Source organism: Streptomyces sp. GD-15H (assembly GCF_045291515.1).
Classification (GTDB): Bacteria; Actinomycetota; Actinomycetes; order Streptomycetales; family Streptomycetaceae; genus Streptomyces.
Genome location: NZ_CP149447.1, coordinates 2862688 through 2886129 on the forward strand (window position 1 = coordinate 2862688; position 23442 = coordinate 2886129).

The 23442-nt window shown below is 71.7% G+C and carries 16 protein-coding genes and 5 pseudogenes; 13 read left to right on the forward strand and 8 right to left on the reverse strand.

Going from position 1 to position 23442, the window contains the following annotated elements:
• Positions 1-17: 17 nt before the first annotated feature.
• Positions 18-1259, reverse strand: a complete 1242-nt coding sequence (locus tag WJ438_RS13300; RefSeq protein ID WP_406725427.1) for an acetyl-CoA C-acetyltransferase — start codon at positions 1257-1259, stop codon at positions 18-20.
• 147 nt (positions 1260-1406) lie between these two features.
• Here WJ438_RS13300 and mce point away from each other — a divergent pair, with 147 nt between their 5' ends.
• From mce to WJ438_RS13335, 7 genes and pseudogenes are all read left to right on the forward strand, one after another.
• The gene (mce, locus tag WJ438_RS13305; RefSeq protein ID WP_406725428.1) at positions 1407-1847 is read left to right on the forward strand and encodes a methylmalonyl-CoA epimerase; all 441 of its coding nucleotides are present in this window, start codon (positions 1407-1409) and stop codon (positions 1845-1847) included.
• A 272-nt stretch (positions 1848-2119) separates the two neighbouring features.
• Positions 2120-5980, forward strand: a complete 3861-nt coding sequence (gene scy, locus WJ438_RS13310) for a polarized growth protein Scy (protein ID WP_406725429.1) — start codon at positions 2120-2122, stop codon at positions 5978-5980.
• A 222-nt stretch (positions 5981-6202) separates the two neighbouring features.
• Positions 6203-7138 (forward strand): cellulose-binding protein, encoded by a 936-nt coding sequence (locus WJ438_RS13315; protein WP_406725430.1) that lies wholly within the window; start codon positions 6203-6205, stop codon positions 7136-7138.
• A gap of 101 nt (positions 7139-7239) precedes the next feature.
• Entirely contained in the window at positions 7240-8193 is a 954-nt protein-coding gene (locus tag WJ438_RS13320; RefSeq protein WP_406725431.1) for an ABC transporter ATP-binding protein, read from the forward strand.
• Between the two features lie 2 nt (positions 8194-8195).
• The gene (locus WJ438_RS13325) at positions 8196-8966 is read left to right on the forward strand and encodes an ABC transporter permease (RefSeq protein ID WP_406725432.1); all 771 of its coding nucleotides are present in this window, start codon (positions 8196-8198) and stop codon (positions 8964-8966) included.
• Between the two features lie 157 nt (positions 8967-9123).
• Positions 9124-10423: pseudogene (locus WJ438_RS13330) on the forward strand (ABC transporter ATP-binding protein).
• Positions 10424-10644: 221 nt separating this feature from the next.
• Positions 10645-11277 (forward strand): annotated as a pseudogene (locus WJ438_RS13335) (ABC transporter permease subunit); the annotation flags it as partial.
• 32 nt (positions 11278-11309) lie between these two features.
• Here the strand turns inward: WJ438_RS13335 and WJ438_RS13340 are convergent.
• Positions 11310-11642: an ATP/GTP-binding protein gene (locus WJ438_RS13340; RefSeq protein WP_406725433.1), complete on the reverse strand. Its 333-nt coding sequence runs from the start codon at positions 11640-11642 to the stop codon at positions 11310-11312.
• Positions 11643-11885: 243 nt separating this feature from the next.
• Here WJ438_RS13340 and WJ438_RS13345 point away from each other — a divergent pair.
• Positions 11886-12915 (forward strand): annotated as a pseudogene (locus WJ438_RS13345) (LLM class flavin-dependent oxidoreductase).
• Positions 12916-13001: 86 nt separating this feature from the next.
• Here WJ438_RS13345 and WJ438_RS13350 read toward each other — a convergent pair.
• Positions 13002-13394, reverse strand: a complete 393-nt coding sequence (locus WJ438_RS13350) for an SCO5389 family protein (protein ID WP_406725434.1) — start codon at positions 13392-13394, stop codon at positions 13002-13004.
• A gap of 314 nt (positions 13395-13708) precedes the next feature.
• Between WJ438_RS13350 and nucS the strand changes: the two genes are divergently transcribed.
• Positions 13709-14380, forward strand: coding sequence for an endonuclease NucS (gene nucS / locus WJ438_RS13355; protein WP_406725435.1), 672 nt, complete (start codon positions 13709-13711; stop codon positions 14378-14380).
• 101 nt (positions 14381-14481) lie between these two features.
• Here the strand turns inward: nucS and WJ438_RS13360 are convergent.
• From WJ438_RS13360 to WJ438_RS13370, 3 genes and pseudogenes are all read right to left on the reverse strand, one after another.
• Positions 14482-17044 (reverse strand): annotated as a pseudogene (locus tag WJ438_RS13360) (ATP-binding protein).
• Between the two features lie 327 nt (positions 17045-17371).
• Positions 17372-17695 carry an STAS domain-containing protein gene (locus WJ438_RS13365; RefSeq protein ID WP_363037596.1) on the reverse strand — a complete coding sequence of 108 codons (324 nt, stop codon included), beginning with the start codon at positions 17693-17695 and terminating at the stop codon, positions 17372-17374.
• Positions 17696-17861: 166 nt separating this feature from the next.
• Entirely contained in the window at positions 17862-18710 is an 849-nt protein-coding gene (locus tag WJ438_RS13370; RefSeq protein WP_406725436.1) for a 3-hydroxyacyl-CoA dehydrogenase family protein, read from the reverse strand.
• 343 nt (positions 18711-19053) lie between these two features.
• Here WJ438_RS13370 and WJ438_RS13375 point away from each other — a divergent pair, with 343 nt between their 5' ends.
• Positions 19054-19788: a D-Ala-D-Ala carboxypeptidase family metallohydrolase gene (locus tag WJ438_RS13375; RefSeq protein ID WP_406725437.1), complete on the forward strand. Its 735-nt coding sequence runs from the start codon at positions 19054-19056 to the stop codon at positions 19786-19788.
• 154 nt (positions 19789-19942) lie between these two features.
• Positions 19943-20515, forward strand: a complete 573-nt coding sequence (locus WJ438_RS13380; protein ID WP_406725438.1) for a cob(I)yrinic acid a,c-diamide adenosyltransferase — start codon at positions 19943-19945, stop codon at positions 20513-20515.
• 52 nt (positions 20516-20567) lie between these two features.
• Here WJ438_RS13380 and WJ438_RS13385 read toward each other — a convergent pair whose 3' ends face one another.
• Positions 20568-20702 (reverse strand): hypothetical protein, encoded by a 135-nt coding sequence (locus tag WJ438_RS13385; protein WP_406725439.1) that lies wholly within the window; start codon positions 20700-20702, stop codon positions 20568-20570.
• Here WJ438_RS13385 and WJ438_RS13390 point away from each other — a divergent pair.
• Positions 20695-20967 (forward strand): annotated as a pseudogene (locus WJ438_RS13390) (two-component sensor histidine kinase); the annotation flags it as partial. The gene WJ438_RS13385 and the pseudogene WJ438_RS13390 sit on opposite strands and share 8 nt — an antisense overlap.
• 11 nt (positions 20968-20978) lie before the next feature.
• Positions 20979-21617, forward strand: a complete 639-nt coding sequence (locus WJ438_RS13395) for a response regulator (protein WP_406729674.1) — start codon at positions 20979-20981, stop codon at positions 21615-21617.
• Here the strand turns inward: WJ438_RS13395 and WJ438_RS13400 are convergent.
• Positions 21541-23430: a ketoacyl-synthetase C-terminal extension domain-containing protein gene (locus WJ438_RS13400; protein ID WP_406725440.1), complete on the reverse strand. Its 1890-nt coding sequence runs from the start codon at positions 23428-23430 to the stop codon at positions 21541-21543. The two genes, WJ438_RS13395 and WJ438_RS13400, sit on opposite strands and share 77 nt — an antisense overlap.
• Between the last annotated feature and the right edge of the window lie 12 nt (positions 23431-23442).

Below are 23442 nucleotides of genomic sequence, written 5' to 3' on the forward strand. Positions count from 1 at the left end.
CGACCATCGGAACCGGGTCAGGCCTTGGCCACCCGCACGATCAGGGCGTCGCCCTGGCCACCGCCGCCGCACAGCGCCGCCGCGCCGACGCCGCCGCCGCGCCGCTTCAGTTCCAGCGCCAGGTGCAGCACCAGCCGGGCGCCGGACATCCCGATCGGGTGCCCCAGGGCGATGGCGCCGCCGTTGACGTTCACCTTTTCCGTGGATACACCGAGGTCCTTCATTGACTGCACGGCCACCGCGGCGAAGGCCTCGTTGATCTCGACGAGGTCGAGGTCGGAGACCTCGAGGCCCTCCTTCTTGAGGGCGTGGGCGATCGCGTTGGACGGCTGCGACTGGAGGGAGTTGTCGGGGCCGGCCACATTGCCGTGGGCGCCGATCTCGGCGAGCCACTCCAGGCCGAGCTCCTGCGCCTTGGCCTTGCTCATCACGACCACGGCCGCCGCACCGTCCGAGATCTGCGAGGAGGTACCGGCGGTGATCGTGCCGTCCTTGGTGAAGGCGGGGCGCAGCTTGCCGAGCGACTCGACGGTGGTGTCGCCGCGGATGCCCTCGTCCTGGTTGAAGAGGACCGGGTCGCCCTTGCGCTGGGGGATCTCGACGGGGGTGATCTCCGCCGCGAAGACGCCGTTCTTCTGCGCGGCGGCGGCCCGCTGGTGGGACAGGGCGGCGATCTCGTCCTGCTCGGCGCGGCCGATGCCGAGGCGCGTGTTGTGCTTCTCCGTGGACTCGCCCATGGCGACGCCCTCGAAGGAGTCGGTCAGACCGTCGTACGCCATCGCGTCGATCATCTGGACCGCGCCGTACTTGAAGCCCTCGCGGGACTTCGGCAGCAGGTGCGGGGCGTTGGTCATGGACTCCTGGCCGCCGGCGACGACCACGTCGAACTCGCCGGCCCGGATCAGCTGGTCGGCCAGCGCGATCGCGTCGAGGCCGGACAGGCACACCTTGTTGACGGTGAGTGCCGGGACGTTCATCGGGATGCCGGCCTTGGCGGCGGCCTGGCGCGCCGGGATCTGCCCTGCCCCGGCCTGGAGCACCTGCCCCATGATCACGTACTGGACCTGGTCGCCGCCGATGCCCGCGCGGTTGAGAGCTGCCTTGATCGCGAAGCCGCCGAGGTCGGCTCCGGAGAAGGACTTCAGCGAGCCGAGCAGCCTGCCCATCGGGGTGCGGGCGCCCGCGACGATGACGGACGTCGTACCGTTCGCGGCGGAGGACGTTGATGATGCGGTGGATTCAGAAGCTGCGGAAGTCATGAGCTGCGATCCCCTTTCGGCTGCACAGCCGAGGAGTGAACGAGGGTTTACTACGAATGTACTGACCTGCGGTCCGCCCCGTCATCGGGCTTACGGTGTGATCGCGCGCACGTTGCGTAACCGCTCCGGTAGCGCTGCACTGATTCCATGCTGACGCGAATCGACCACATCGGGATCGCCTGTTTCGACCTCGACGCGACCGTGGAGTTCTACCGGGCCACGTACGGCTTCGAGGTGTTCCACTCCGAGGTCAACGAGGAGCAGGGAGTGCGGGAGGCGATGCTCAAGATCAACGAGACCTCGGACGGAGGCGCCTCCTACCTCCAGCTGCTCGAACCGACCCGGGAGGACTCCACCGTCGCGAAGTGGCTCGCGAAGAACGGCGAGGGGGTCCACCACATCGCTTTCGGTACGGCGGACGTCGACGCCGAGGCCGCCGACATCAAGGACAAGGGCGTACGTGTGCTGTACGAAGAGCCCCGGCGCGGCTCCATGGGATCACGGATCACCTTCCTGCACCCCAAGGACTGCCACGGCGTACTGACCGAACTGGTCACTTCGGCGCCTGTTGAGTCACCTGAGCACTGACCCACGTACATAAGGGCCGGTAGGGTTGGGGGCGGTCGCCGCTCGATCCAGGGCGATCAGGTCCTGCCGGCAAAAAGGTGACAACTGCCTCCATTCGGGTGAACGTCGTCCTTCTTGACCGCAGGATTTACCGGGGTCCGGGTTTCGGGGGCGAGCGCGGGGGCAGCAGCGCCTGCTCCTCCGTTGATCTGACACCATTCCCCGGGAGCCCCGTTCGGCGGATGGACGGGGCTCGGCCAGAGATGCGACCAGGGGACGGATGGGACCGCGCAGTGCGGGGCTACGAGAGCCAGGAGCGAGAGCCGGCGGCTGACGTCGACCACCTCTCTCGGTTCGAAGCCGAGATGAAGCGGCTGAAGACCGAGCGGGAAAAGGCGATCCAGCACGCCGATGACCTCGGCTACCAGGTCGAGGTGCTGCGCGCCAAGCTGCACGAGGCGCGGCGCACCATCATGTCCCGGCCCACCTACGAGGGCGGCGACATCGGTTATCAGGCCGAGCAGTTGCTGCGTAACGCGCAGGTGCAGGCCGACCAGCTCCGCGCGGACGCCGAGCGCGAGCTGAGCCAGGTGCGGGCGCAGACCCAGCGGATCCTCCAGGAGCACGCCGAGCAGGCGGCCCGGCTCCAGTCGGAGCTGCACCAGGAGGCGGTGACCCGGCGCCAGCAGCTCGACCAGGAGCTGGCGGAGCGTCGGCAGACCGTCGAATCGCACGTCAACGAGAACGTGGCGTGGGCGGAGCAGGTGCGAGCCCGCGCCGAGCAGCAGGCCCGCAGGCTGCTCGACGAGTCCCGCGCGGAGGCCGAACAGGCCCTGGCCGCCGCCCGCGCGGAGGCCGAACGGGTGACCTCCGAGGCCCGCCGGCGGCTGCGCAGCGAGGCCGAGGCGGCGCGCGCGGAGGCCGACCAGACCCTGCGCCGGGCCCGTGCGGACGCCGAACGGCTGCTGAGCGCCGCCTCCACGCAGGCGCAGGAGGCCACCGACCACGCCGAGCAGCTGCGGACGTCGACGGCCAGCGAGTCGGAGTCCGCCCGCCGCGAGGCCCAGGAACTCGCCAGGGCGGCCGAACAGCGCATGGCGGACGCCGAGGCGGCGCTGCGCGAGGCCCGCGTCGAGGCGGGCAAGGTGCTCGCCGAGGCGAAGGAGGCCGCGTCGAAGACGCTCGCCTCCGCCGAGTCCGCCAACGAGACCCGCACGCGCACGGCCAAGGAGCAGGTCGCCCGGCTGGTCAGCGAGGCCACCAAGGAGGCCGAGGCCACCAGGGCGGACGCCGAACAGGTCGTCGCGGACGCCCGCGCGGAGGCCGAGAAGATCGTCACGGAGGCCTCCGAGAAGGCCCGCACGATCACCGCCGAGGAGAGCGCCACCCAGCTGTCCAAGGCGGCCAAGACCGCCGAGGACGTACTCAACAAGGCGTCGGAGGAAGCCAAGCGGACCACCAGGGCGGCGGCCGAGGAGGCCGAGCGGATCCGCGGGGAGGCCGAGGCCGAGGCGGACCGGCTGCGCGCCGAGGCGCACGACATCGCCACCCAGCTCAAGGGCGCGGCGAAGGACGACACCAAGGAGTACCGCGCCAAGACGGTCGAGCTGCAGGAGGAGGCCCGTCGGCTGCGCGGCGAGGCCGAGCACCTGCGTGCCGACGCGGTCGCCGAGGGCGAGAAGATCCGCGCGGAGGCCCGCAAGGAGGCCGTGGCGCAGATCGAGGAGGCGGCCCGGTCCGCCGAGGAGCTGCTGGCCAAGGCGAAGGCGGACGCGGACGAGCTGCGTTCCACCGCGCAGACGGACAGCGAGAAGGTCCGTACCGAGGCAATCGAGCGCGCCACGGCGCTGCGTCGGCAGGCCGAGGAGACACTGGACCGTACCCGCAAGGAGGCGGAGCGGCACCGCGCGGAGGCCGTCGAGCAGGCTGATTCGCTCAAGGAGGACGCCGAGCGGGCCGCGCGCGAGCTGCACGAGGAGGCCGAGCGGGCTGTCACGGCACGCCGCGCGGAGGTGGCCGAGGAGCTGACCCGGCTGCACGCGGAGGCCGAGGAGCGGCTGGCCTCGGCCGAGCAGGCGCTGAGCGACGCCCGTGAGGAGGCGGGCCGCATCCGCCGGGAGGCCTCGGACGAGGCCGAGCGGCTGCGCACCGAGGCGGCGGAGCGCAATCGCGCGCTCCGTGAGCAGGCGGAGGCGGAGGCCGAGCGGCTGCGCACCGAGGCCGCGGCGGACGCGTCGGCGTCCCGCGCGGAGGGCGAGTCCGTCGCCGTGCGGCTGCGTTCGGAGGCCGCGGCGGAGGCGGAGCGGCTCAAGTCGGAGGCGCAGGACAGCGCCGACCGGATGCGGGCCGAGGCGCTGGCCGCCGCCGAGCGGCTCGGCGCGGAGGCGTCTCAGACGCTGGCCGGCGCGCAGGAGGAGGCCGCCCGGCGCCGCCGCGAGGCCGAGGAACTGCTGGGCGCGGCCCGGCAGGAGGCCGACCAAGAGCGCGAGCGGGCCCGGGAGCAGAGCGAGGAGCTGCTGGCCGCGGCGCGTACGCGCGTGGAGGAGGCGCAGGCCGAGGCCGTACGGCTGGTCGAGGAGGCCGACCGGCGTGCCACCGAGATGGTGTCGGCGGCCGAGCAGCACGCACAGCAGGTCCGGGATTCGGTCGCGGGGCTGCACGAGCAGGCGCAGGAGGAGATCTCCGGGCTGCGCAGCGCCGCCGAGCACGCGGCGGACCGGGTGCGGCGTGAGGCGGAGGAGGAGTCGGACCGGGTCCGGGCCGACGCCTACGCGGAGCGGGAGCGGGCGAGCGAGGACGCGAGCCGGCTGCGGCGCGAGGCGCAGGAGGAGTCGGAGGCCGCCAAGTCGCTCGCCGAGCGCACGGTGTCCGAGGCGATCACCGAAGCGGAGCGGGTCCGTTCGGAGGTCTTCGAGCAGACCCAGCGGATGCGTACGGAGGCGTCGGACACGGTCGCCGAGGCCGAGCAGAGTGCCGCGCGCACCCGGGCCGAGGCCCGTCAGGACGCCAACCGGATCCGTTCGGAAGCGGCGACGCAGGCGGACACCCTCATCACCGAGGCGCGGAGCGAGGCGGAGCGGCTCACCGCGGAGACGATCACGGAGACCGACCGGCAGCGCGCGGAGTCGGTCGCCAAGGCCGAGAAGCTGATCTCGGACGCGACGGGCGACGCGGAGCGCCTGCGGGCCGAGGCGTCCCGGACGGCCGACTCGGCGCAGCAGCACGCGGAGCGGGTCCGGGGCGAGTCCGAGCGGCTCAGGGCCGACGCGGAGCAGGAGGCCGAGCGTCTGGTGACCTCCGCGCGCGAGGAGGCCGAGCGCACACTGGACGAGGCCCGTAAGGACGCCAACAAGCGGCGTTCCGAGGCGGCCGAGCAGGTCGACACGCTCCTCACGGAGACCACCGCCGAGGCGGACAAGCTGCTCACCGAGGCGCAGCAGCAGGCGCAGAAGACCACCGCGGACGCGGAGGCCCAGGCCGACTCGATGGTGGGCGCGGCCCGCACCGAGGCCGACCGGATCGTCTTCGAGGCGACCGTCGAGGGCAACTCTCGGGTGGAGAAGTCCCGTGCGGACGCGGACGAGTTGCTGGTCGGGGCCCGCCGGGACGCGACCCGGATCCGGGAGCGCGCCGAGGAGCTGCGGGACCGCGTCACCGGCGAGATCGAGGAGCTGCACGAGCGGGCCCGCCGTGAGGCGGCCGAGACGATGAAGTCCACCGGTGACCGCTGCGACGCGCTCATCAAGGCGTCCGAGGAGCAGCTCGCCAAGGCTCAGGCGAAGGCCAAGGAGATCGTGTCCGAGGCCAACTCCGAGGCGGGCAAGGTGCGTATCGCCGCGGTGAAGAAGGCCGAAGGACTGCTGAAGGAGGCCGAGCAGAAGAAGGCCGCGCTCGTCAGGGAGGCCGAGGAGCTCAAGGCCGAGGCGATCCGCGAGGCGCGGGTCACGGTCGAGGAGGGCAAGCGCGAGCTGGAGGTCCTGGTGCGGCGGCGCGAGGACATCAACACCGAGATCTCCCGCGTGCAGGACGTCCTGGAGGCGCTGGAGTCGTTCGAGGCTCCGGGCGGCGGCAAGGACAGCGGGGTGAAGGCCGCCGCGGCGGCCGGTACGCCGGGCCCGCGGAGCAAGTCTCCGGACAGTCAGGGCGCCGTATAACAAACCGGTCAAACTCTTCGATGACGAGGGAAATCCTTTGTCGGCATGTCAAATCCCGTGCTGACGAGGGGATTTGAGCATGCACTTGGCAAGCGCTCCGGGTGCCGGCCACTCAAAGGGGGTGTCATTCTCCGTATCAAACGTGCATCCGCTCGATGACACAGCGCTTCGGCGCCTAGGATTCCCCCTATCACCTCACCGGTCTCATTCGACAGGAACCCCATGAGCGACACTTCCCCCTACGGCTTCGAGCTTGTGCGGCGTGGATACGACCGCGCTCAGGTGGACGAACGAATCTCCAAACTCGTCTCCGACCGTGACAGCGCTCTCGCCCGCATCACCGCTCTGGAAAAGCGCATCGAGGAGCTCCACCTCGAGACCCAGAACGCCCAGGCCCAGGTCACCGACGCCGAGCCGTCGTACGCGGGTCTCGGCGCGCGCGTGGAGAAGATCCTGCGCCTGGCCGAGGAGGAGGCGAAGGACCTCCGTGAGGAGGCCCGGCGCGCGGCCGAGCAGCACCGTGAGCTCGCCGAGTCGGCCGCCCAGCAGGTGCGCAACGACGCGGAGTCGTACTCCGTCGAGCGCAGGGCGAAGGCCGAGGACGACGGCGTCCGGATCGTCGAGAAGGCCCAGGGCGAGGCCGCTCAGCTGCGGTCGGACGCGCAGAAGGACGCGCAGTCCAAGCGCGAGGAGGCGGACGCCCTCTTCGAGGAGACCCGCGCGAAGGCCGCGCAGGCCGCCGCCGACTTCGAGACGAACCTCGCCAAGCGCCGCGAGCAGTCCGAGCGCGACCTGGCGTCGCGTCAGGCCAAGGCCGAGAAGCGGCTCGCCGAGATCGAGCACCGCGCGGAGCAGCTGCGCCTGGAGGCCGAGAAGCTGCGCACCGACGCCGAGCGCCGGGCCCGCCAGACGGTGGAGACCGCCCAGCGCCAGGCCGAGGACATCGTGGCCGACGCCAACGCCAAGGCCGACCGGATCCGTTCGGAATCCGAGCGGGAGCTGGCGGCGCTGACCAACCGTCGCGACTCCATCAACGCCCAGCTGACCAACGTCCGCGAGATGCTGGCGACGCTCACGGGCGCCGCGGTGGCCGCGGCAGGCACGCCGGCCGAGGACGAGACCGCCTCCCGCGGGGTTCCGGCCCAGCAGACCCGGTAGGCAGCGGTTCCGGTTACCGGCCGGAATACCGTGGCTGAACATCGGCGAAGCCCTCTGCCACTGGGGTGGCAGAGGGCTTCGTCCCGTTCTAGCGTGGCCGCATGATCGAGCTCGAGGGGCTGACCAAGCGGTACGGCGAGAAGGTGGCGGTCAACAACCTGACGTTCACCGTCAGACCGGGCATCGTCACGGGGTTCCTCGGTCCCAACGGCGCGGGCAAGTCCACCACCATGCGGATGATGCTGGGCCTGGACCGGCCCACGGCCGGTGACGTCCGCATCGACGGCCGGCACTACGACCGGCTCAAGGACCCGCTGAAGTACATCGGCGCGCTGCTCGACGCCAAGGCCATGCACGGCGGCCGCAGCGCCTTCAACCATCTGCTGTGCCTCGCCCAGAGCAACGGCATCCCCCGGCAGCGGGTGCACGAGGTGCTGGACACGGTGGGACTGACGTCGGTCGCGAGGAAGAAGGCCAAGGGGTTCTCGCTCGGTATGGGTCAGCGGCTCGGCATCGCCGGCGCGCTGCTCGGCGATCCGCGCATCCTGATGTTCGACGAGCCGGTCAACGGCCTCGACCCCGAGGGCATCCACTGGATCCGCACCCTGATGAAGACGCTCGCCGCGCAGGGCCGTACGGTCTTCGTCTCGTCCCACCTGATGAGCGAGATGGCGCTGACCGCCGACCACCTCGTCGTCATCGGGCAGGGCCGGCTGCTCGCGGACACCTCCATGGCCGACTTCATCACGCGCCATTCCCGTTCGTACGTCAGGGTCCGCTGCCCGCAGCGGGAACGGCTGCTGGACGTGCTGCACGAGGCCGGCCTCACGGTCGTCGAGAGCGGCGACGGGGTGCTGGAGGTGGACGGCGCCAAGGCCGAGCGGATCGGGGAGCTGGCGGCCGCCCACCGGCTGGTGCTGCACGAACTGAGCCCGCAGCGGGCCTCCCTGGAGGAGGCGTTCATGCGGCTGACCGCGGAGTCGGTGGAGTACCACGCGCACTCCGACACACCCGCACCCCCGCAGCAGTGGGACGACGGCTGGAAGAGGGGCTGAGCATGGCGGCGGCGCAGGTCGTCCGGTCCGAGTGGACCAAGATCCGGTCGGTGGCGTCCACGGTGTGGACGCTCTCCCTGGCGGTGGTCGTCACCATCGCGCTCGGCATGCTGATCTCGGCGCTTTCCGCGAACGAGTTCGACGACATGAGCCCGCGGAGCAGGCTCTCCTTCGACCCGACGTTCATCAGCTTCGCCGGGATGAGCCTCGGTCAGCTCGCGATGATCGTGTTCGGGGTGCTGGTGGTGTCGAACGAGTACAGCACCGGCATGATCCGCACCTCGCTGGCCGCCGTGCCGCAGCGCGGCGCCTTCCTGGCCGGCAAGCTCGGTGTGGCCACCGCACTCGCGCTCGTCGTCTCCATGGGCACCAGCTTCGCCGCCTTCTTCCTCGGGCAGGCGATGCTCGGCGAGCACAAGGCGTCCCTCGGGGACGACGGAGTGCTGCGGGCCGTCATCGGCGGCGGTCTCTACATGACCCTGATCGCGGTGTTCTCGATGGGCGTCGCCACGATGCTGCGCTCGCCGATGCTGTCGCTGGGCATCCTGATGCCGTTCTTCTTCCTGATCTCCAACATCCTGGGCAACGTCGACGCGACGAAGAAGGTCGGCCGGTTCCTGCCCAACCAGGCGGGCAGCAAGATCATGCAGGTGGTCACGCCGCTCGACGACGACACCCCGTACGGGCCCTGGGGCGGTCTCGGCATCATGGTGCTGTGGGTGATCGCGGCACTCATCGGCGGATACCTGGTGCTGAGGAGACGTGACGCGTAGAGGCAGGGCAGGGCACGGGCCGGGCGAGGAGGCGTCCGGTCCGGGCGAGGCCGAGTTTTTACCTCGCCTTGGGTGGAACCGTCAGCCTCTCGATATCCTCCTAACCCTTACGGGGGTGTGTGCCCTCGTTGTCCTGAACCTCTCGATGGGGCGGAGCATGATCGAGGCAGTCGGCCTGACCAAGCGGTACGGCGACAAGACCGCTGTGTACAACCTTTCCTTCCAGGTACGTCCTGGCGCCGTCACCGGCTTCCTCGGCCCCAACGGTTCGGGCAAGTCCACGACGATGCGGATGATCCTCGGTCTGGACAACCCCACCGCGGGCCACGTCACGATCGGCGGCTATCCCTACCGCAGGTTGCCCAACGCCGCCCGGCAGGTCGGCGCGCTGCTGGACGCCAAGGCCGTGCACGGCGGCCGGTCCGCCCGCAGCCACCTGCTGAGCCTGGCCCAGCTGTCCGGCATCCCGGCCCGGCGGGTGGACGAGGTGCTGGGCGTGGTCGGGCTGCACGAGGTGGCCGGGCGGCGCTCCAAGGGCTTCTCCCTGGGCATGGGCCAGCGGCTCGGCATCGCCGCCGCGCTGCTCGGCGACCCCCAGGTGCTGCTGTTCGACGAGCCGGTCAACGGCCTCGACCCCGAGGGCATCCTCTGGGTGCGCAACCTGATGAAGTCGCTCGCCGCGCAGGGCCGTACGGTCTTCGTCTCGTCCCACCTGATGAGCGAGATGGCGCTGACCGCCGACCACCTCATCGTGATCGGCCGGGGACAACTCCTGTCCGACATGAGTGTGAAGGAGTTCATCTCGGCCAACTCCGCCGACTTCGCGCGGGTGCGCACACCCGACACCGAGCCGCAGCAGCGCGAGAAGCTGGCCGCCGCGCTCAGCGAGGCAGGCGGCCAGGTGCTGCCCGAGCAGGACGGCGCGCTGCGGGTGAGGGGACTGCCGCTGCCGCGCGTCAGTGACATCGCCCACGACACCGGCGTACGGCTGTGGGAGCTGTCACCGCACCAGGCCTCGCTGGAGGAGGCGTACATGCGGATGACGCAGGGAGCGGTCGACTACCGCTCCACCGACGACCAGAAGGCGGGGCTCCAGCAGCCGCTGCCGCCGGACACGCAGCCGCCGGTGCCGGTACCGGGCCATGGCCAGCCCGGATGGTACGCCCCGCCGCCGCCCCAGCAGGGCGGTCAGCAGTTCGCGGCGGCCCCGGGCGCACCACAGGCTCCCGCGGGCCCGTACGGCGCTCCGGGCGCCCCTGGAGCGGCTCCGAGCGCCCCTGGAGCCGCCTTGGGAGTGCCGGTGGCCAAACCCGTACGCCCAGCCCGCCCCGCAACCTCCCTCCGCCGCTCAGCCGGTCCGGGGCACCGCTCCGGCCGCTCCCCCGCCGACCGCGCCGACGGCCGCTCCCTCCAGCCCGTCCAGCTCCGACGTGACCAAGCCCGAGGACGCCCGATGAGCACGCCCCAGCCCCCGACACAGCAGGCCGCGCCCGCATGGCAGGCGACGGATCCCGGTTACCACTCGCCGATCCCGGTGGTGCGCACGCACCTGGGGCACGCGATCGCCTCCGAGTGGACGAAGATCCGGTCGGTGCGCTCCACGCTGTGGACGCTGGGCGTGTTCGTACTGCTCGTCGTCGGCATCGGCCTGCTGACCGGTGCGGTGGTGGCGAGCACCGACCCGGATCTGAACGGTGAGAACGCGCTGTCCATGGGCTTCTTCGGACTGCTCCTGGGCAGCATGTGCGTCATCACGCTGGGCGTGCTGACCACGGCCTCGGAGTACGGCACCGGCATGATCCGCACCACCATGGTCGCCTGTCCCTCACGCGGGCGGGTGCTCGCGGCGAAGGCCCTGGTGTTCTTCCTGGTCGCCTTCGTGGTGACGCTGCTGTCCGCGACGGCCGTCGCGTTCCTGCACGTGGCGATGCTGGAGGGCAACAACGTGGGGGAGCCCACCGGCGGCGAGTGGCTGAAGGCCACCGTCGGCATCTCGCTCTACATCGCGCTGCTCGGCACGCTCTCGCTGGCCGTCGGCTCGGTCATCCGGCACTCGGCGGGCGCCATCACCCTCATGATCGGCGCCGTGCTCGCCCCGCTGGTGATCGCGATGTTCATGTTCGCCTCCTCGCTGGAGGACGTGCGCACCGCTCTGTTCGAGTACTCCATCCCGAACCAGATGAGCGTCTTCTACGCCAACTCCCTGAGCACGTCCGGTCCGTCCGGCTGGGACCCGCTGTGGATCATGCTCGGGGTCACGGCCGCGGCGCTCGGCGGCGCCTTCACCCTGCTGGGGCGCCGGGACGTGTAGGGCGCCGGGGGACGCGGGGCCCTACCCGTCCCTCAGAACCTCGGCGCGTTACGGGACCGCCGCACCCGCGTGGTGCGGCGGTCCCTGGCGTGCCAGCAGGCCTTGTGCCAGTGCCGACGGTCGTCGATCCCCGCGTGCTCCGGCCAGGCCACCACGTGCGGCACCCCGTCCGGGATCAACTGGTCGCAGCCGGGGCAGCGGTACGCCTTGCCCTGGGCGCTGGAGCCCGCCACGTGCCGCACGCTCCACTCCTCGCCCTGCCAGCTCTCCGTGGACTGCCAGCCGCCGTACCGCCCGGAACGGTCGTCCCCGGCGCTCCGGCCGGACGAACCGGCTCCCTTGGGTCGGTTGCGACGCGGGGACACAGAACACCTCACGGGGCTATACAGGATGCGGGAACCGCTTCCAGCCTACGTGGCACGGGCCGGGGTACACGTACGGAACCAAACATCACAAGCTTCCCTTCACGGGGGCGCAACACTCGCTCCAGAACCGCCCATTCTGCAGACAATCCGTAAATTCCCCCTCCATACCGTGTCCTCGACACGTGTCAGACGGTTGTGCCCTGTGGGGGAGCTCCGTGTCGGAGCCAAGGAAGCAGGAAAGCGATGTACGTGGGAAGTTTCGTGTTGGCCGCCCAGTTCCCCGGGCAGGGCGAGGGGGAGGCACTGCACCGAGCGGTCCGCTCGGCCGAGGTGGCCGAGGAGGCGGGGCTGGACGCGGTCTGGCTCGGCGAGCACCACTTCGTGCCGTACGGCACCTGCCCGTCGGCGGTCACCCTGGCGGCGTTCCTGCTGGGCCGCACCCGCCGCATCCGGGTCGGTACGGCGGTCAGCGTGCTGCCCACCGCCCATCCTGTGGCGCTCGGCGAGCAGGCCGCGCTGCTGCACGTCACCAGTGGCGGACGGTTCTCGCTGGGCGTCGGGCGCGGCGGGCCGTGGGTCGACCTGGAGGTCTTCGGATCCGGGCTCGAGGCGTACGAGAAGGGGTTCCCCGAATCACTCGATCTACTGATGCGCTGGCTGCGCGAACCGTCCGTCGCGGCCGACGGGGAGCGCTTCCGGTTCCGTGAAGTGCCCGTCGTCCCGCGCCCGTCGGAGTCCCTCACCGAGGCGGAGGGCCCCGAGGTCGTGGTCGCCTGCACCTCCCCGGCGAGCGTGCGGCTCGCGGCCGAGCGCGGGCTGCCGATGCTGCTCGGCATGCATGTGGGGGACGAGGAGAAGGCCGAGATGGTCGCCCTGTGGCGGCGGCACGCGCGCGCGTGCGGACGGCCAGGCGTCCCTGATCCACCGCGCGGCCCATGTGTCGGCCGGCGTCGTGCAGATCGCCGACCGGCGCACCGAAGCGGCGGAGACGCTGCTCAAAGCGATGCCGGGCTGGCTGCGGCAGGGACTCGAGGCCCATGTCACGGTGGACGACCGGGAGCGGCGGATGCGCGACCCGCTGGCCTACACCGAACTGCTCTGCGGGCTGCACCCGGTGGGCACCCCGCGGCTGTGCGCGGACCGGCTCGCCGCGACCAGCGAGCGGACCGGCATCTCCCGGTTCGCCCTGCTCGTCGAGGGTTCCGGCGACCTCGCGGCGACCGAGGAGAACGTACGGCGGCTCGGCTCCGAGGTGATCCCCCAACTCGTCTGAACGAGCCGGGGGTTCGATGATGGCTTGCCGCCCCGGTACAGACCGCACCTCCCGCGTACGGAGCGACAAGCGACCGACGTGGCGCGTCAGCAGTCGCGGAGTTCCGGTGACTGGTTCAGCAGCTGACCACGGACCGAGGTGAACTTGGCCAGCCTCTCGTCGACCGAGGAGTCGAGCGGGAACACGGCCACCCGGTGGCAGTTCTGGAAGGCCAGCCGGACACCGAAGTGCCGCTGCAGCGCGCCGCGTATCGCGTCACTGGCGAGCGCGCGCAGCAGCTGACCGCGAGCCTGCTCGTCCGGCGGGGGCGTCTGGTTGTCGGCGAACTGTCCGCCGTCCACCTTCAACTGGGCCACCAGGGAGCTGATCATCTCCCACGCGTAGGGCAGGGAGGTCCGGACGCAGTCGACGAAGTCTGCTTCGTCGACCTCGCCTCGCTCGGCCTGTTCGAGTAGGGCCGGTGAGACGTCGAGCGACATGGGTTCTCCTCTCGCACCCCCGCCGGGCGGGGGTTGCCTGACAGATAAGGGAGTTCGCAAAATCCAACACGCTGCGTGCACACGCCGCGACCTCCCGTTCAATACCGTAAGCATCGGACCGTGACCGCACCAGGAGAATCCCCGGATGCGGGACTTGCTGTGGGCCGGGAATCGGCCATCATCGAACACGTGTTTTCCAGGAGATACAGGACACATCGGGAGGGCCTGGAGTGGCCCCTGTGACTCGGTTCCGAGTCACTCGTGAGGTCGGGCGAATCGCATCGACCGCGGCCTGTCGAGTAGCGTTGCCGACCATGCGTCTCGTCATTGCCCGCTGCTCCGTGGACTACGCCGGGCGGCTCACCGCGCACCTGCCCTCGGCACCCCGCCTGATCCTGGTCAAGGCGGACGGAAGCGTCTCGATCCACGCCGACGACCGGGCCTACAAACCCCTGAACTGGATGTCACCGCCCTGCACCCTCAAAGAGGGCAGCGGCGACGAGGAGGGGATCTGGACCGTCGTCAACAAGGCGGGCGAGAAACTCATCATCACGATGGAGGAGGTCCTGCACGACTCCTCGCACGAACTGGGCGTCGACCCCGGCCTGATCAAGGACGGCGTGGAAGCACACCTCCAGGAGCTGCTCGCGGACCGCATCGAGACGCTCGGCGAGGGCTACACCCTCATCCGCCGCGAGTACATGACCGCCATCGGCCCCGTCGACATCCTCTGCCGCGACGCCGAAGGACAGACCGTCGCGGTGGAGATCAAGCGGCGCGGTGAGATCGACGGCGTGGAGCAACTCACGCGCTATCTGGAGCTGTTGAACCGCGATCCGCATCTCGCCCCGGTGCGCGGCGTGTTCGCGGCCCAGGAGATCAAGCCACAGGCCCGTGTGCTCGCCACCGACCGGGGCATCGGCTGCCAGGTCCTCGACTACAACGCCATGCGGGGTATCGAGGACGACAAACTGCGCCTGTTCTGAGCGGCGTCACGGCCCACGCGAGGAGCCGGGTTCCTGACGGGAATCCGGCCCCTCGCACATGCCCGAAAGCGTCCCCGGGCGTCCGTGAACGCCCGGGGGCGTCAGATCACCATCGTCCCGGAGCTGCTCGGTGTGCCCGCCTCGCTGCTCTGCGGGGCGCTCGCCGAACTGCTCGTCCCCGGCTCCGTCTCCGCCGGGGTGGAGAAAGTGGGGCCGCTCGCCGAGTCGGACGTCTCCGGCGGCGGGGTTTCGTCCGTAGGTTCCGTCGTCGGGGTGGTCGGCTCGTCCGTGGGCACGGTCGGTTCGTCCGTCGGCTCGGCCGGCTTGCCGGTGGACTCGGTCGGCTTGGGCGACGTCGGCGGCTTCGCGGACGAGGACGCCGGCTTCGACGGCGTGGAGGACTCGGTCGTCGAGTCGTCCGGCTTCCCGGTGTCGCTCGGACCGGCCGAGGCCTCACCCGACTCCGTGGCCGTCGGCGTCGGGTCGTCGGAGGTGCCGAGGGTGCCGTCCGCGCCGGGGTCGGTCGGCCGGCTGGTGGCGTCACCGGTGTCACCGGTGTCGCCGCCCTCGTCGGTCCGCCGGTCCGCGCCCAGGCTGCCGTCGTCGACGCCCTGGCTCGCGGACGGGTTGACGCCCACGTTCTCCGACGGCTTACCGGCGTCGTTCTCCGAGGTGGCTCCGAGGGTGACCACCGTGCCCAGCACCGCGACGAGCAGCGCGCCCGCGCCGGCCGCCACGAGGTTGCGCCGGGCCATGCCCTTCAGACCGACGCCGGCCTCCTGCTCGGACGCGGGCCTGGGCACGGGCGGGACGCGGTGGACGATCAGGCCGGTGTCGGCGGGCGGCTGAAGCTCCGGGAAGGCCGTCGGCATCCCGCGGGGCGGCGAGGCCGACTCCTCGTAGTGGGCGTCCGGCACCTCCTCCCCCGCGGTCGGCGCGAGCGCCGGCGGGATGCCGGAGCGGTCGGCGACCAGCGCCAGCGCACGGCGTCCGGCGACGGTACCGCGCTTGTCGGCGACGGCCCCGCGCAGACCGATGGAGGCCTCCAGTTCGGCACGGGCCCGGTCCAGCTCTCCCGCACACAGGGCGTGGATGCCGAGCTCGTGGTGGAAGTAGGCCTCCTCCCCACGTCCCCGGCGAGCCGGGCCGCCTCCGCGCCGGCCCGCAGGGCCCGTTCCCAGGCACTCCAGTGCAGGCCCGCGGCGAACGCGGGTGCGGCGGTGCGGGCCAGTTGCACCGCCACGTCGGCCTCGCCCTCGCCGGCGGCCGAGGCGAGCGGCGACAGCACGGCGAGCGCGGCGAGCACCGCGTCGGCCTCGGCGCAGACCCGTTCCGGGGTGACCGAGGGATGTCCGGCCCACCAGGCGTAGTGCCGGGCAGCGGTGCGCGCCTGCGCCTCCACCCCGTCGGTGTACCCGGCGGCCTCCAGTTGGGCCGGTACGCCGGCGGCGAGCCGGTAGCGGAGCCGGCCGGAGCGACCAGTCCGCAGGCGGCCAGCTCGCCGAGCGCGGCGTCGGCGTGGGTGTCGCCGACCAGCGCGGGCAGATGCGCCTGGTGCGGGAGTTCGCCGCCGAGCGCGACGGCGAACCGCAGGGTGGCGCGGGCGGAGGCGCTGAGCCGTGCCGCGAGCAGTGGGGCGGGAGCGGCCGCCTCGCCGAGCGAGGGCAGCGGGATCTCGTCACCGTCGACGGCGTCGTCGGACAGTTCGCCGGGCCAGGCGTCCTCGAAGACGCCGAACTCGTCGACGGCACTGGTGCCGACGCGCAGCCGGTCGCGCTGCCGCAGCAGGGCACCGGCCTGGACGAAGCGCAGTGGCAGGCCCTCGGACTCGAACCAGAGGTCACCGGCCCAGTTCGACTCGTCCTCGGTGAGGCTCCGGCCGACGGCGTGCTCCAGCAAGTCGAGACCGGCCGCGCGGTCGAGTCCCTCGAGGACGACCTCCTCGACGCCGGACTCAGCCGACGGGGCGGGCACGTCCGGGGTGGCGCCGAGCAGGAAGGCGCACTCGGGGGTCGCGTCCAGCAGTTCGTCGAGGGCGGCGCCGCCGAACCCGAGGTCGTCGAGGACGACGACCGCGCCCACCTCACGGAGGCAGTCGGCGAGTTCGTCCCGGTCGGGGCGGTACAGCGGCGCGCTGTGCACGGCGTGGAAGAGGTCGTACAGCAGGTCGTCGGCGCTGCGGCGCAGGCCGCCCAGGCGGACGACGCCGTCGGGGGCGAGGTCCGCGCAGTCCTCGGCGACGGTGTCGAGCAACCGGGTGCGGCCGGAGCCCGCAGGACCGGTGAGGCGCACGGAGCGGCCGCGGGCGAGCAGCCGGACCAGCTTCTCGCGCTCGTCCTGGCGGGCCGTCAGCGGCAGCTCGGGCCGGGCCGGGCCGGGTGGGACGGGCGGTCGGGCGGACCGCTCGTGCTCGGCGCGCTCGGCCTCCGTCAGCTTCACGGGGCGTGCGGGCCGCTCGGCGGGCGGGCAGCGCTCTATCTCGCTGCCGTCGACGGGGTTGACGGTGAGCAGGAAGTCGCCGGAGATGAGCTGCGCCGTGCGGGCGAGCGCGGGCGCGGGCTGCCCGAAGTCGGACGTGAGGGATTCCCTGAGCGGGCGCTGCCGCGGCGCGTGCCCGTCACCCTCACGACCGTACTCCTCGGGTCCCGGGTTGTTCGGGTCCATAAGGTTCTAGCCCCCAAAAGCGTCGTGTGCCTGGGTCCAAGCCCCTCCCGGCCTTGCTGCACACCGCGCTGTCGCTTCTGGTCCGGGCCCGCTCGAGGGTTGGCGAGGCAGCGGGCAGCCGAACCCTAAACCTTCTCCCAGTATCTACGACAGTCCGGGGTGCCGCTCGGTCCGAGACATCACAGTCTCGTGAGGATTGTGCGCGCGTCGCACGGTTCGCCAGGGTCTTTCGTTCGGATCAGGCCCCGCGAGCCCGGCATGATCCACACGAGTGGCCCAGGGTCGGCCCGGGTCCTGCCGGTCGTCCGGTCCGGCCCCGTACGGACCTCACACACGGGGTAGCGTGTCCACCCCGATACCTCCTTCGATCGCCAGGATCCGGTGCAGCCGGGTGGCCACCAACAGGCGTTGCAGCTGCGGCGGTACGTCGCGCAGCACCAGCCGTCGGCCGCAGCGGCCGGCCCGTCGGTGGACCCCCATGATCACGCCGAGTCCGGTGGCGTCCCAGGAGTCCAGTTCGGACAGGTCCAGCAGCAGATCGCCGACTCCGTCGTCGACGGCCGAGTGCAGGACCGTACGGGCGTCCGCCGCGCTGCGGACGTCGAGGCGGCCCCCGACGACCAGTTCGGCGTGGTCGCCCCTGATATGCATATGCGCTCCCCGTGCGTGCCGTGCTCCGCGTTTTTCAGGTTTCTCACGTTTTTGCTGACAGTGATGCAACCTCTGACTGCGTGGAGCCCGCAGAGGTTGCCCCGCGTAAGCGAACCGATACCGAATTCACCCCGGCGCGTGAGGGGCGCCGGGGGATTCGGGATGATCAGTACGTGTAGAAGCCCTGCCCGCTCTTCCGGCCGATGTCACCGGCGTCAACCATCCGGCGCATCAGCTCGGGCGGGGCGAACTTCTCGTCCTGGGACTCGGTGTAGATGTTCCCGGTGGCGTGCAGCAGGATGTCGACGCCGGTCAGGTCGGCGGTGGCCAGCGGCCCCATGGCGTGGCCGAAGCCCAGTTTGCAGGCCAGGTCGATGTCCTCGGCGCTCGCCACACCCGACTCGTGGAGCTTCGCGGCCTCGACGACGAGGGCGCTGATGAGGCGGGTGGTCACGAAGCCGGCCACATCGCGGTTGACGACGATGCAGGTCTTGCCGACCGACTCGGCGAACTCCCGCGCGGTGGCGAGGGTTTCGTCGCTGGTCTTGTAGCCGCGGACCAGTTCGCACAGCTGCATCATCGGCACCGGCGAGAAGAAGTGCGCGCCGACGACCCGCTCGGGACGCTCCGTCACGGCCGCGATCTTGGTGATCGGGATGGCGGAGGTGTTGGAGGCGAGCACGGCGTCGTCGCGCACGATCCTGTCGAGGGCGCGGAAGATCTCGTGCTTGACCTCGAGCTCCTCGAAGACCGCCTCGACCACGACGTCCGCGTCCGCACAGGCGTCCAGGTCGGTGGTCGCGGTGATCCGGGCGAGAGCCGCGTCGGCGTCGTGGGCCTCGAGCCTGCCCTTGCTCACGAACCTGTCGTACGACGACTTGATTCCGTCGGTACCTCGCGTGAGCGCCTCGTCGGTGACGTCGCGCAGGATGACGTCCCAGCCCGCCTGGGCGGAGACCTGGGCGATTCCGGACCCCATGAGACCGGCCCCGATGACGGCGAGCTTCCGTGCCACTGTGCGACTCCCCTTCGAAACACTCACGCGCTGTTCCTCTACGTCACTCGCGGACACTAGCGCTCGCGAGCGGATGTGTGAGGGGTTAGTAATGCGTGTCACGTCTCACGCAGTGAGACGCCCATCACTCCCGGCGCTTTCAGGGCCCTCGGGTTCGCCGGCCCGTACGGCGGAGCCGCCACCGGCGGCCGACGGGATCCGATCACCAACCCTCCCCACCGTCAACTCCAGTTATTCATCCACAGATTGTTGACGCATGTAGCACTGTGCCGCACGCTGGTCGACGGGTACCGTCCGGGCGGCGGTACCACTCCACCCAGCGACGGACGGTCGGGAGGCCGGAATGCTGAGACGCGCGACGCGCATCCTTCTTTCATTTGTCATGGTCATGGCGGGCACGGTTCTCGGGGTGAGCGCCACCGCCGGCACGGCGCACGCCGACACGTGTTACACCTGGAACCGCACCCTGTCCCAGGGCTCCTCCGGCAGCGATGTGACGCAACTGCAGATCCGGGTCGCCGGCTGGGTGACCTCGGGCGAGCGGCTCTCCTACGACGGCCAGTACGGTGCCCGCACCGCCGCCGCCGTCAAGAAGTTCCAGTCGGCGTACGGACTGACCGCCGACGGTGTCGCCGGCTCGCAGACCTTCAACAAGATCTACGCACTCCAGGACTCCGACTGCACGCCCATCCACTTCAGCTACGCCGAACTCAACAAGTGCAACTCCGACTGGTCGGGCGGCGCGGTCTCGGCGGCCACCGCCAGGGCGAACGCACTGAAGACCATGTGGAAGCTGGAGGCGATGCGGCACGCGCTCGGTGACGTGCCGATCACCATCTCCAGCGGCTTCCGCTCCTACGCCTGCAACAGGGCGGTCGGCGGCTCCTCGACCAGCCGTCACCTCTACGGCGACGCGGCCGACCTCGTCGGCTCGCCGAGCCTGTGCACCCTCGCCCGGCAGTCCAGGGTCCACGGCTTCTCCGAGATCCTCGGCCCCGGCTACCCCGGCCACAACGACCACACCCACGTGGCCTTCGACCCGTCCCCGTACTGGTCCGCCCCCACCTGCGGGATCTGACACGGCACTTCGCCCCCCACGAGACCGGCCGTCACGGCGGACCGCCCCCACACACACCGGACGCACCCGCCCACCGGGCCGCCCGGCCGTGGTGCTCGCCGTGACGGTCGGCACACCGGTGTCCGGACGGCCGGGGCGTCACTAGGCTGACCGCATGGTCAACCTGACACGCATCTACACGAAGACCGGCGACAAGGGCACCACGAACCTCGGTGACATGAGCCGGGTCGCCAAAACCGACCTGCGCATCGCCGCCTACGCCGATGCCAACGAGGCGAACGCGGTGATCGGCACGGCGATCGCGCTGGGCGCCCTGGACGAGGAGGTCGTCCAGGTGCTCACCCGTGTGCAGAACGACCTGTTCGACGTGGGCGCCGACCTGTCGACACCGGTCGTGGAGAACCCGGAGTTCCCGCCGCTGCGGGTCGAGCAGTTCTACGTGGACCGGCTGGAGACGGACTGCGACCACTTCAACGAGCGGCTGGAGAAGCTGCGCTCCTTCATCCTCCCGGGAGGCACGGCGGGCGCCGCCCTGCTGCACCAGGCCTGCACGGTCGTCCGCCGCGCGGAGCGCTCCACCTGGGCGGCCATGGAGGCGCACGGCGACACCATGAACCCCCTCACCGCCACCTACCTCAACCGCCTCTCCGACCTCCTCTTCATCCTGGCCCGCACCGCCAACAAGGAGACCGGCGACATCCTGTGGGTACCGGGCGGCGAGCGCTGAGGGGCGACGGCAGCGGGCCGGCCGGGCGTCTGTCCCGACGGCCCGGCCGGGCTCACCGGCGGACGCTCTTCTCCGACTCGGCGAGACCGTCCCGGTCCGCCCGCCCCTCGCCCGCCGGAGCCTTCTTCGGCCAGAGCCAGTACGTCAGGATGATCAGGCCGTGGATGCCGGCGACCTGCCTGACCAACGCGCTCAAGCACGCCGCGCAGGGCGCGGCGACGGTGTGGCTGCGCGGGCGGAACGGCGCCCTCGAGCTGCGGGTGACCAGCCCCTACGGCGGCCGGGACACCCCACGCGCGCCGGGCTCCGGGGCCGGGCTCGTCGGGATGCGGGAGCGTGCCGCGCTGCTGCACGGCACCTTCGAGGCCGGCCCGGAGAACGCCGCGGACGGCGCCGGCGGCAAGCTCTGGGTCGTCCGCGCCACCCTTCCCGTCACCGACGTTCCCCGAGGAGGGACCGAACGATCCGCGTCCTGGGCGTCGAGGACCAGTCCGCCGTCCGCGCCGGGCTGGTGCTCATCCTGCGCAGTGCGCCCGACATCGAGGTGGCGGGTGAGGCGGCGGACGGTGAGCAGGCGGTGGCGCTCGCCCGTGATCTGTGCCCGGACGTGGTGCTGATGGATGTGCGGATGCCGCGCCTGGACGGGGTGTCGGCCACCCGGCAGGTGGTCGCGGAGGAACTCGCCGACGTGCTGGTGCTGACCACCTTCGATCTCGACGAGTACGTCTTCGGGGCGCTGCGGGCCGGGGCCTCGGGGTTCCTGTTGAAGAACACGGAGGCGAAGGACCTCGTCGAGGCCGTGCGCGCGGTGGCGCGCGGGGAGGGGACCGTCGCCCCGGCCGTGCCCCGGCGGCTGATCGCCGAGTTCGCCGCGAAGCCCGCCCGCGGGTCCACGGTCGGTCCGGCGGTGCTGGACTCCCTCACCCGGCGCGAGCGGGAGGTGCCGTCCTGTCTCGGCGAGGGCCTGTCCAACGCCGCCGTCGCGGAGCGCCTCGACATGGCGGAGGCCACGGTGAAGACCCACGTCAGCCGCCTGCTGGGGAAGCTGGGGCTGCGCAACCGGGGGCAAGCGGCGTTGCTGGCGCAGGAGTTGGGGATCTGAGGGACGGGGCGACCGCGTCACGGACGTCCGGGAGCCAGTGGCGCACCACCCGGAAACCGGGCGCATGAGGGCCGACGAACGCGACGGCGCACCGGTGGTCCGGGCCCGCCGCCACATCGGCGAGCGGAAGGGGCGCGCGGTCGTGCGGACGGCCGCGCCAGCCGAGCAGAGTCGCCGGCGTGTCGGGGCCGCTCACCGTGAGGTCGGCCGGGTTGACCGTCAGCCCGTCGCCGGTGGCCTTCAGGACGGCTTCCTTCCGCGCCCAGTAACGGGTGAACGCGCCCGGTGCGCGGGCCGTCGGCTGCGCAGCCAGCACACGCTGCTCGGTCTCGGACAGCACCACGCGGGGCAGCCGGGCGCGGTCGCCGTCGAGATGCCCGACGGTCTCGATGTCCACCCCGACCGGGCGGCCGACGGTGACCGCGACGGCGACCAGGTCCGCGCAGTGCGACAGAGAGAACTCCAGGTCCGCGGGCGGGTCCGCGAGGCGCGGTTTGCCGTGCGCGCCCCCGCAGCCGCGGCAGGTCCGCACCAGCCGGACCTGCCGCGGCTCGACCCCGGTCCGTGCCGCCACGACCAGACGGAGCAGGGCATGGGCAGTGGTGGAGAGAGTCCTGGCCTCCTCGAGGAGCAGACCCCGGACGCGCTCCCGCTCCCCGGGGTCGAGGAAATCCAGCAGGGCGGGATCCGCGAGGACGGGGGCCAGCCAGACATGGCACTCGGTCGGACCGGTCACCGTTGCTCCTTCCCTGCGCCCGGCCCGGCCGCCCGCCCACACGTCACGACGGTCATGCGCATGCGTCAGGCCCCGTCCCTGCGGGCGGCCGCGCGCTGGGCACGTCGCGAGACGCGTCTCTGGCCGTTCCGGTGTCCCTCGGGGCTGCGGTGCCGCCGTCGGGCACCAGTGGCAGGGCGACGTCGGCCTCCGCCACGGTCCGCTGCGGCGGGAGGTCGTCGTCCGCCGGGAGGGTGCGAACCTGTCCGGGAAGGTCGTCGGCGCCGGTGACGGACACCGCGGCGCGCACCCCCACCCGGTGAGCGTCCGCGGGGTGGTGTACTGCACCGCGAAGGCCGCCAGGACAGCCGGCTGCCGGCAGAGTGGCGGCGTCGGGGGCGCCGAGGCGTTCGGCGCAGCGCGCGAGGTGCTCCCGGAAGGCCGGTACGCGTTCCTGCAGGTCCTCGGTGTGCTCCCGCGACACGGCGGCGGAGCCGTCGAGCAACAGCACCGGCCGCGTGCCGGCCGCGGTCGCGGTGAGGATCCGGGCCTCGTCGCCGAGGGCAGGGCGAGCGCCGCGTCCCGCACGTCGGTGACGACCAGCGCCCGCCGGTGGCCGGGGATCCGGCGGCCCAGGGCGAGCGTCTGGGCCACGTACGTCAGGTCGAGGTCCCGGTGCTGCCGCAGGTGCCGGGCGAGGCGGGCGGTCGCCGTGTCGAGGGGGACCGCGCTGCGGGCCGGCAGCACGAGCAGCCGCGGCCCGGCGGCCCGGGTCCCGGGACGCGGGGCGGATGCGGGCGGCTCCTCCAGGGCGGCGTGGGCGTTGGTGCCGCCCACGCCGAACGAGCTGACTCCGGCCCGGCGCGGCGTCGCACCGGCCGGCCACGGTCTGGTCTCGGTGTTGACGTGGAAGGGGCCCACCGCGAAGTCGACCTCCGGGTCGGAGGACTCGAAGTTGAGGCTGGGGACGAGGGCGCGGTGCCGGAGCGTCAGGACCGTCTTGATCGGACCGGCCATGCCCACGATGGCGATGTCCGCGTCGGTCGCGTTCGTGCCGTCGACGACACCGGTTCCCTCGGTGCCCTCGTGCGAAGCCACGCTCGTCCCTCT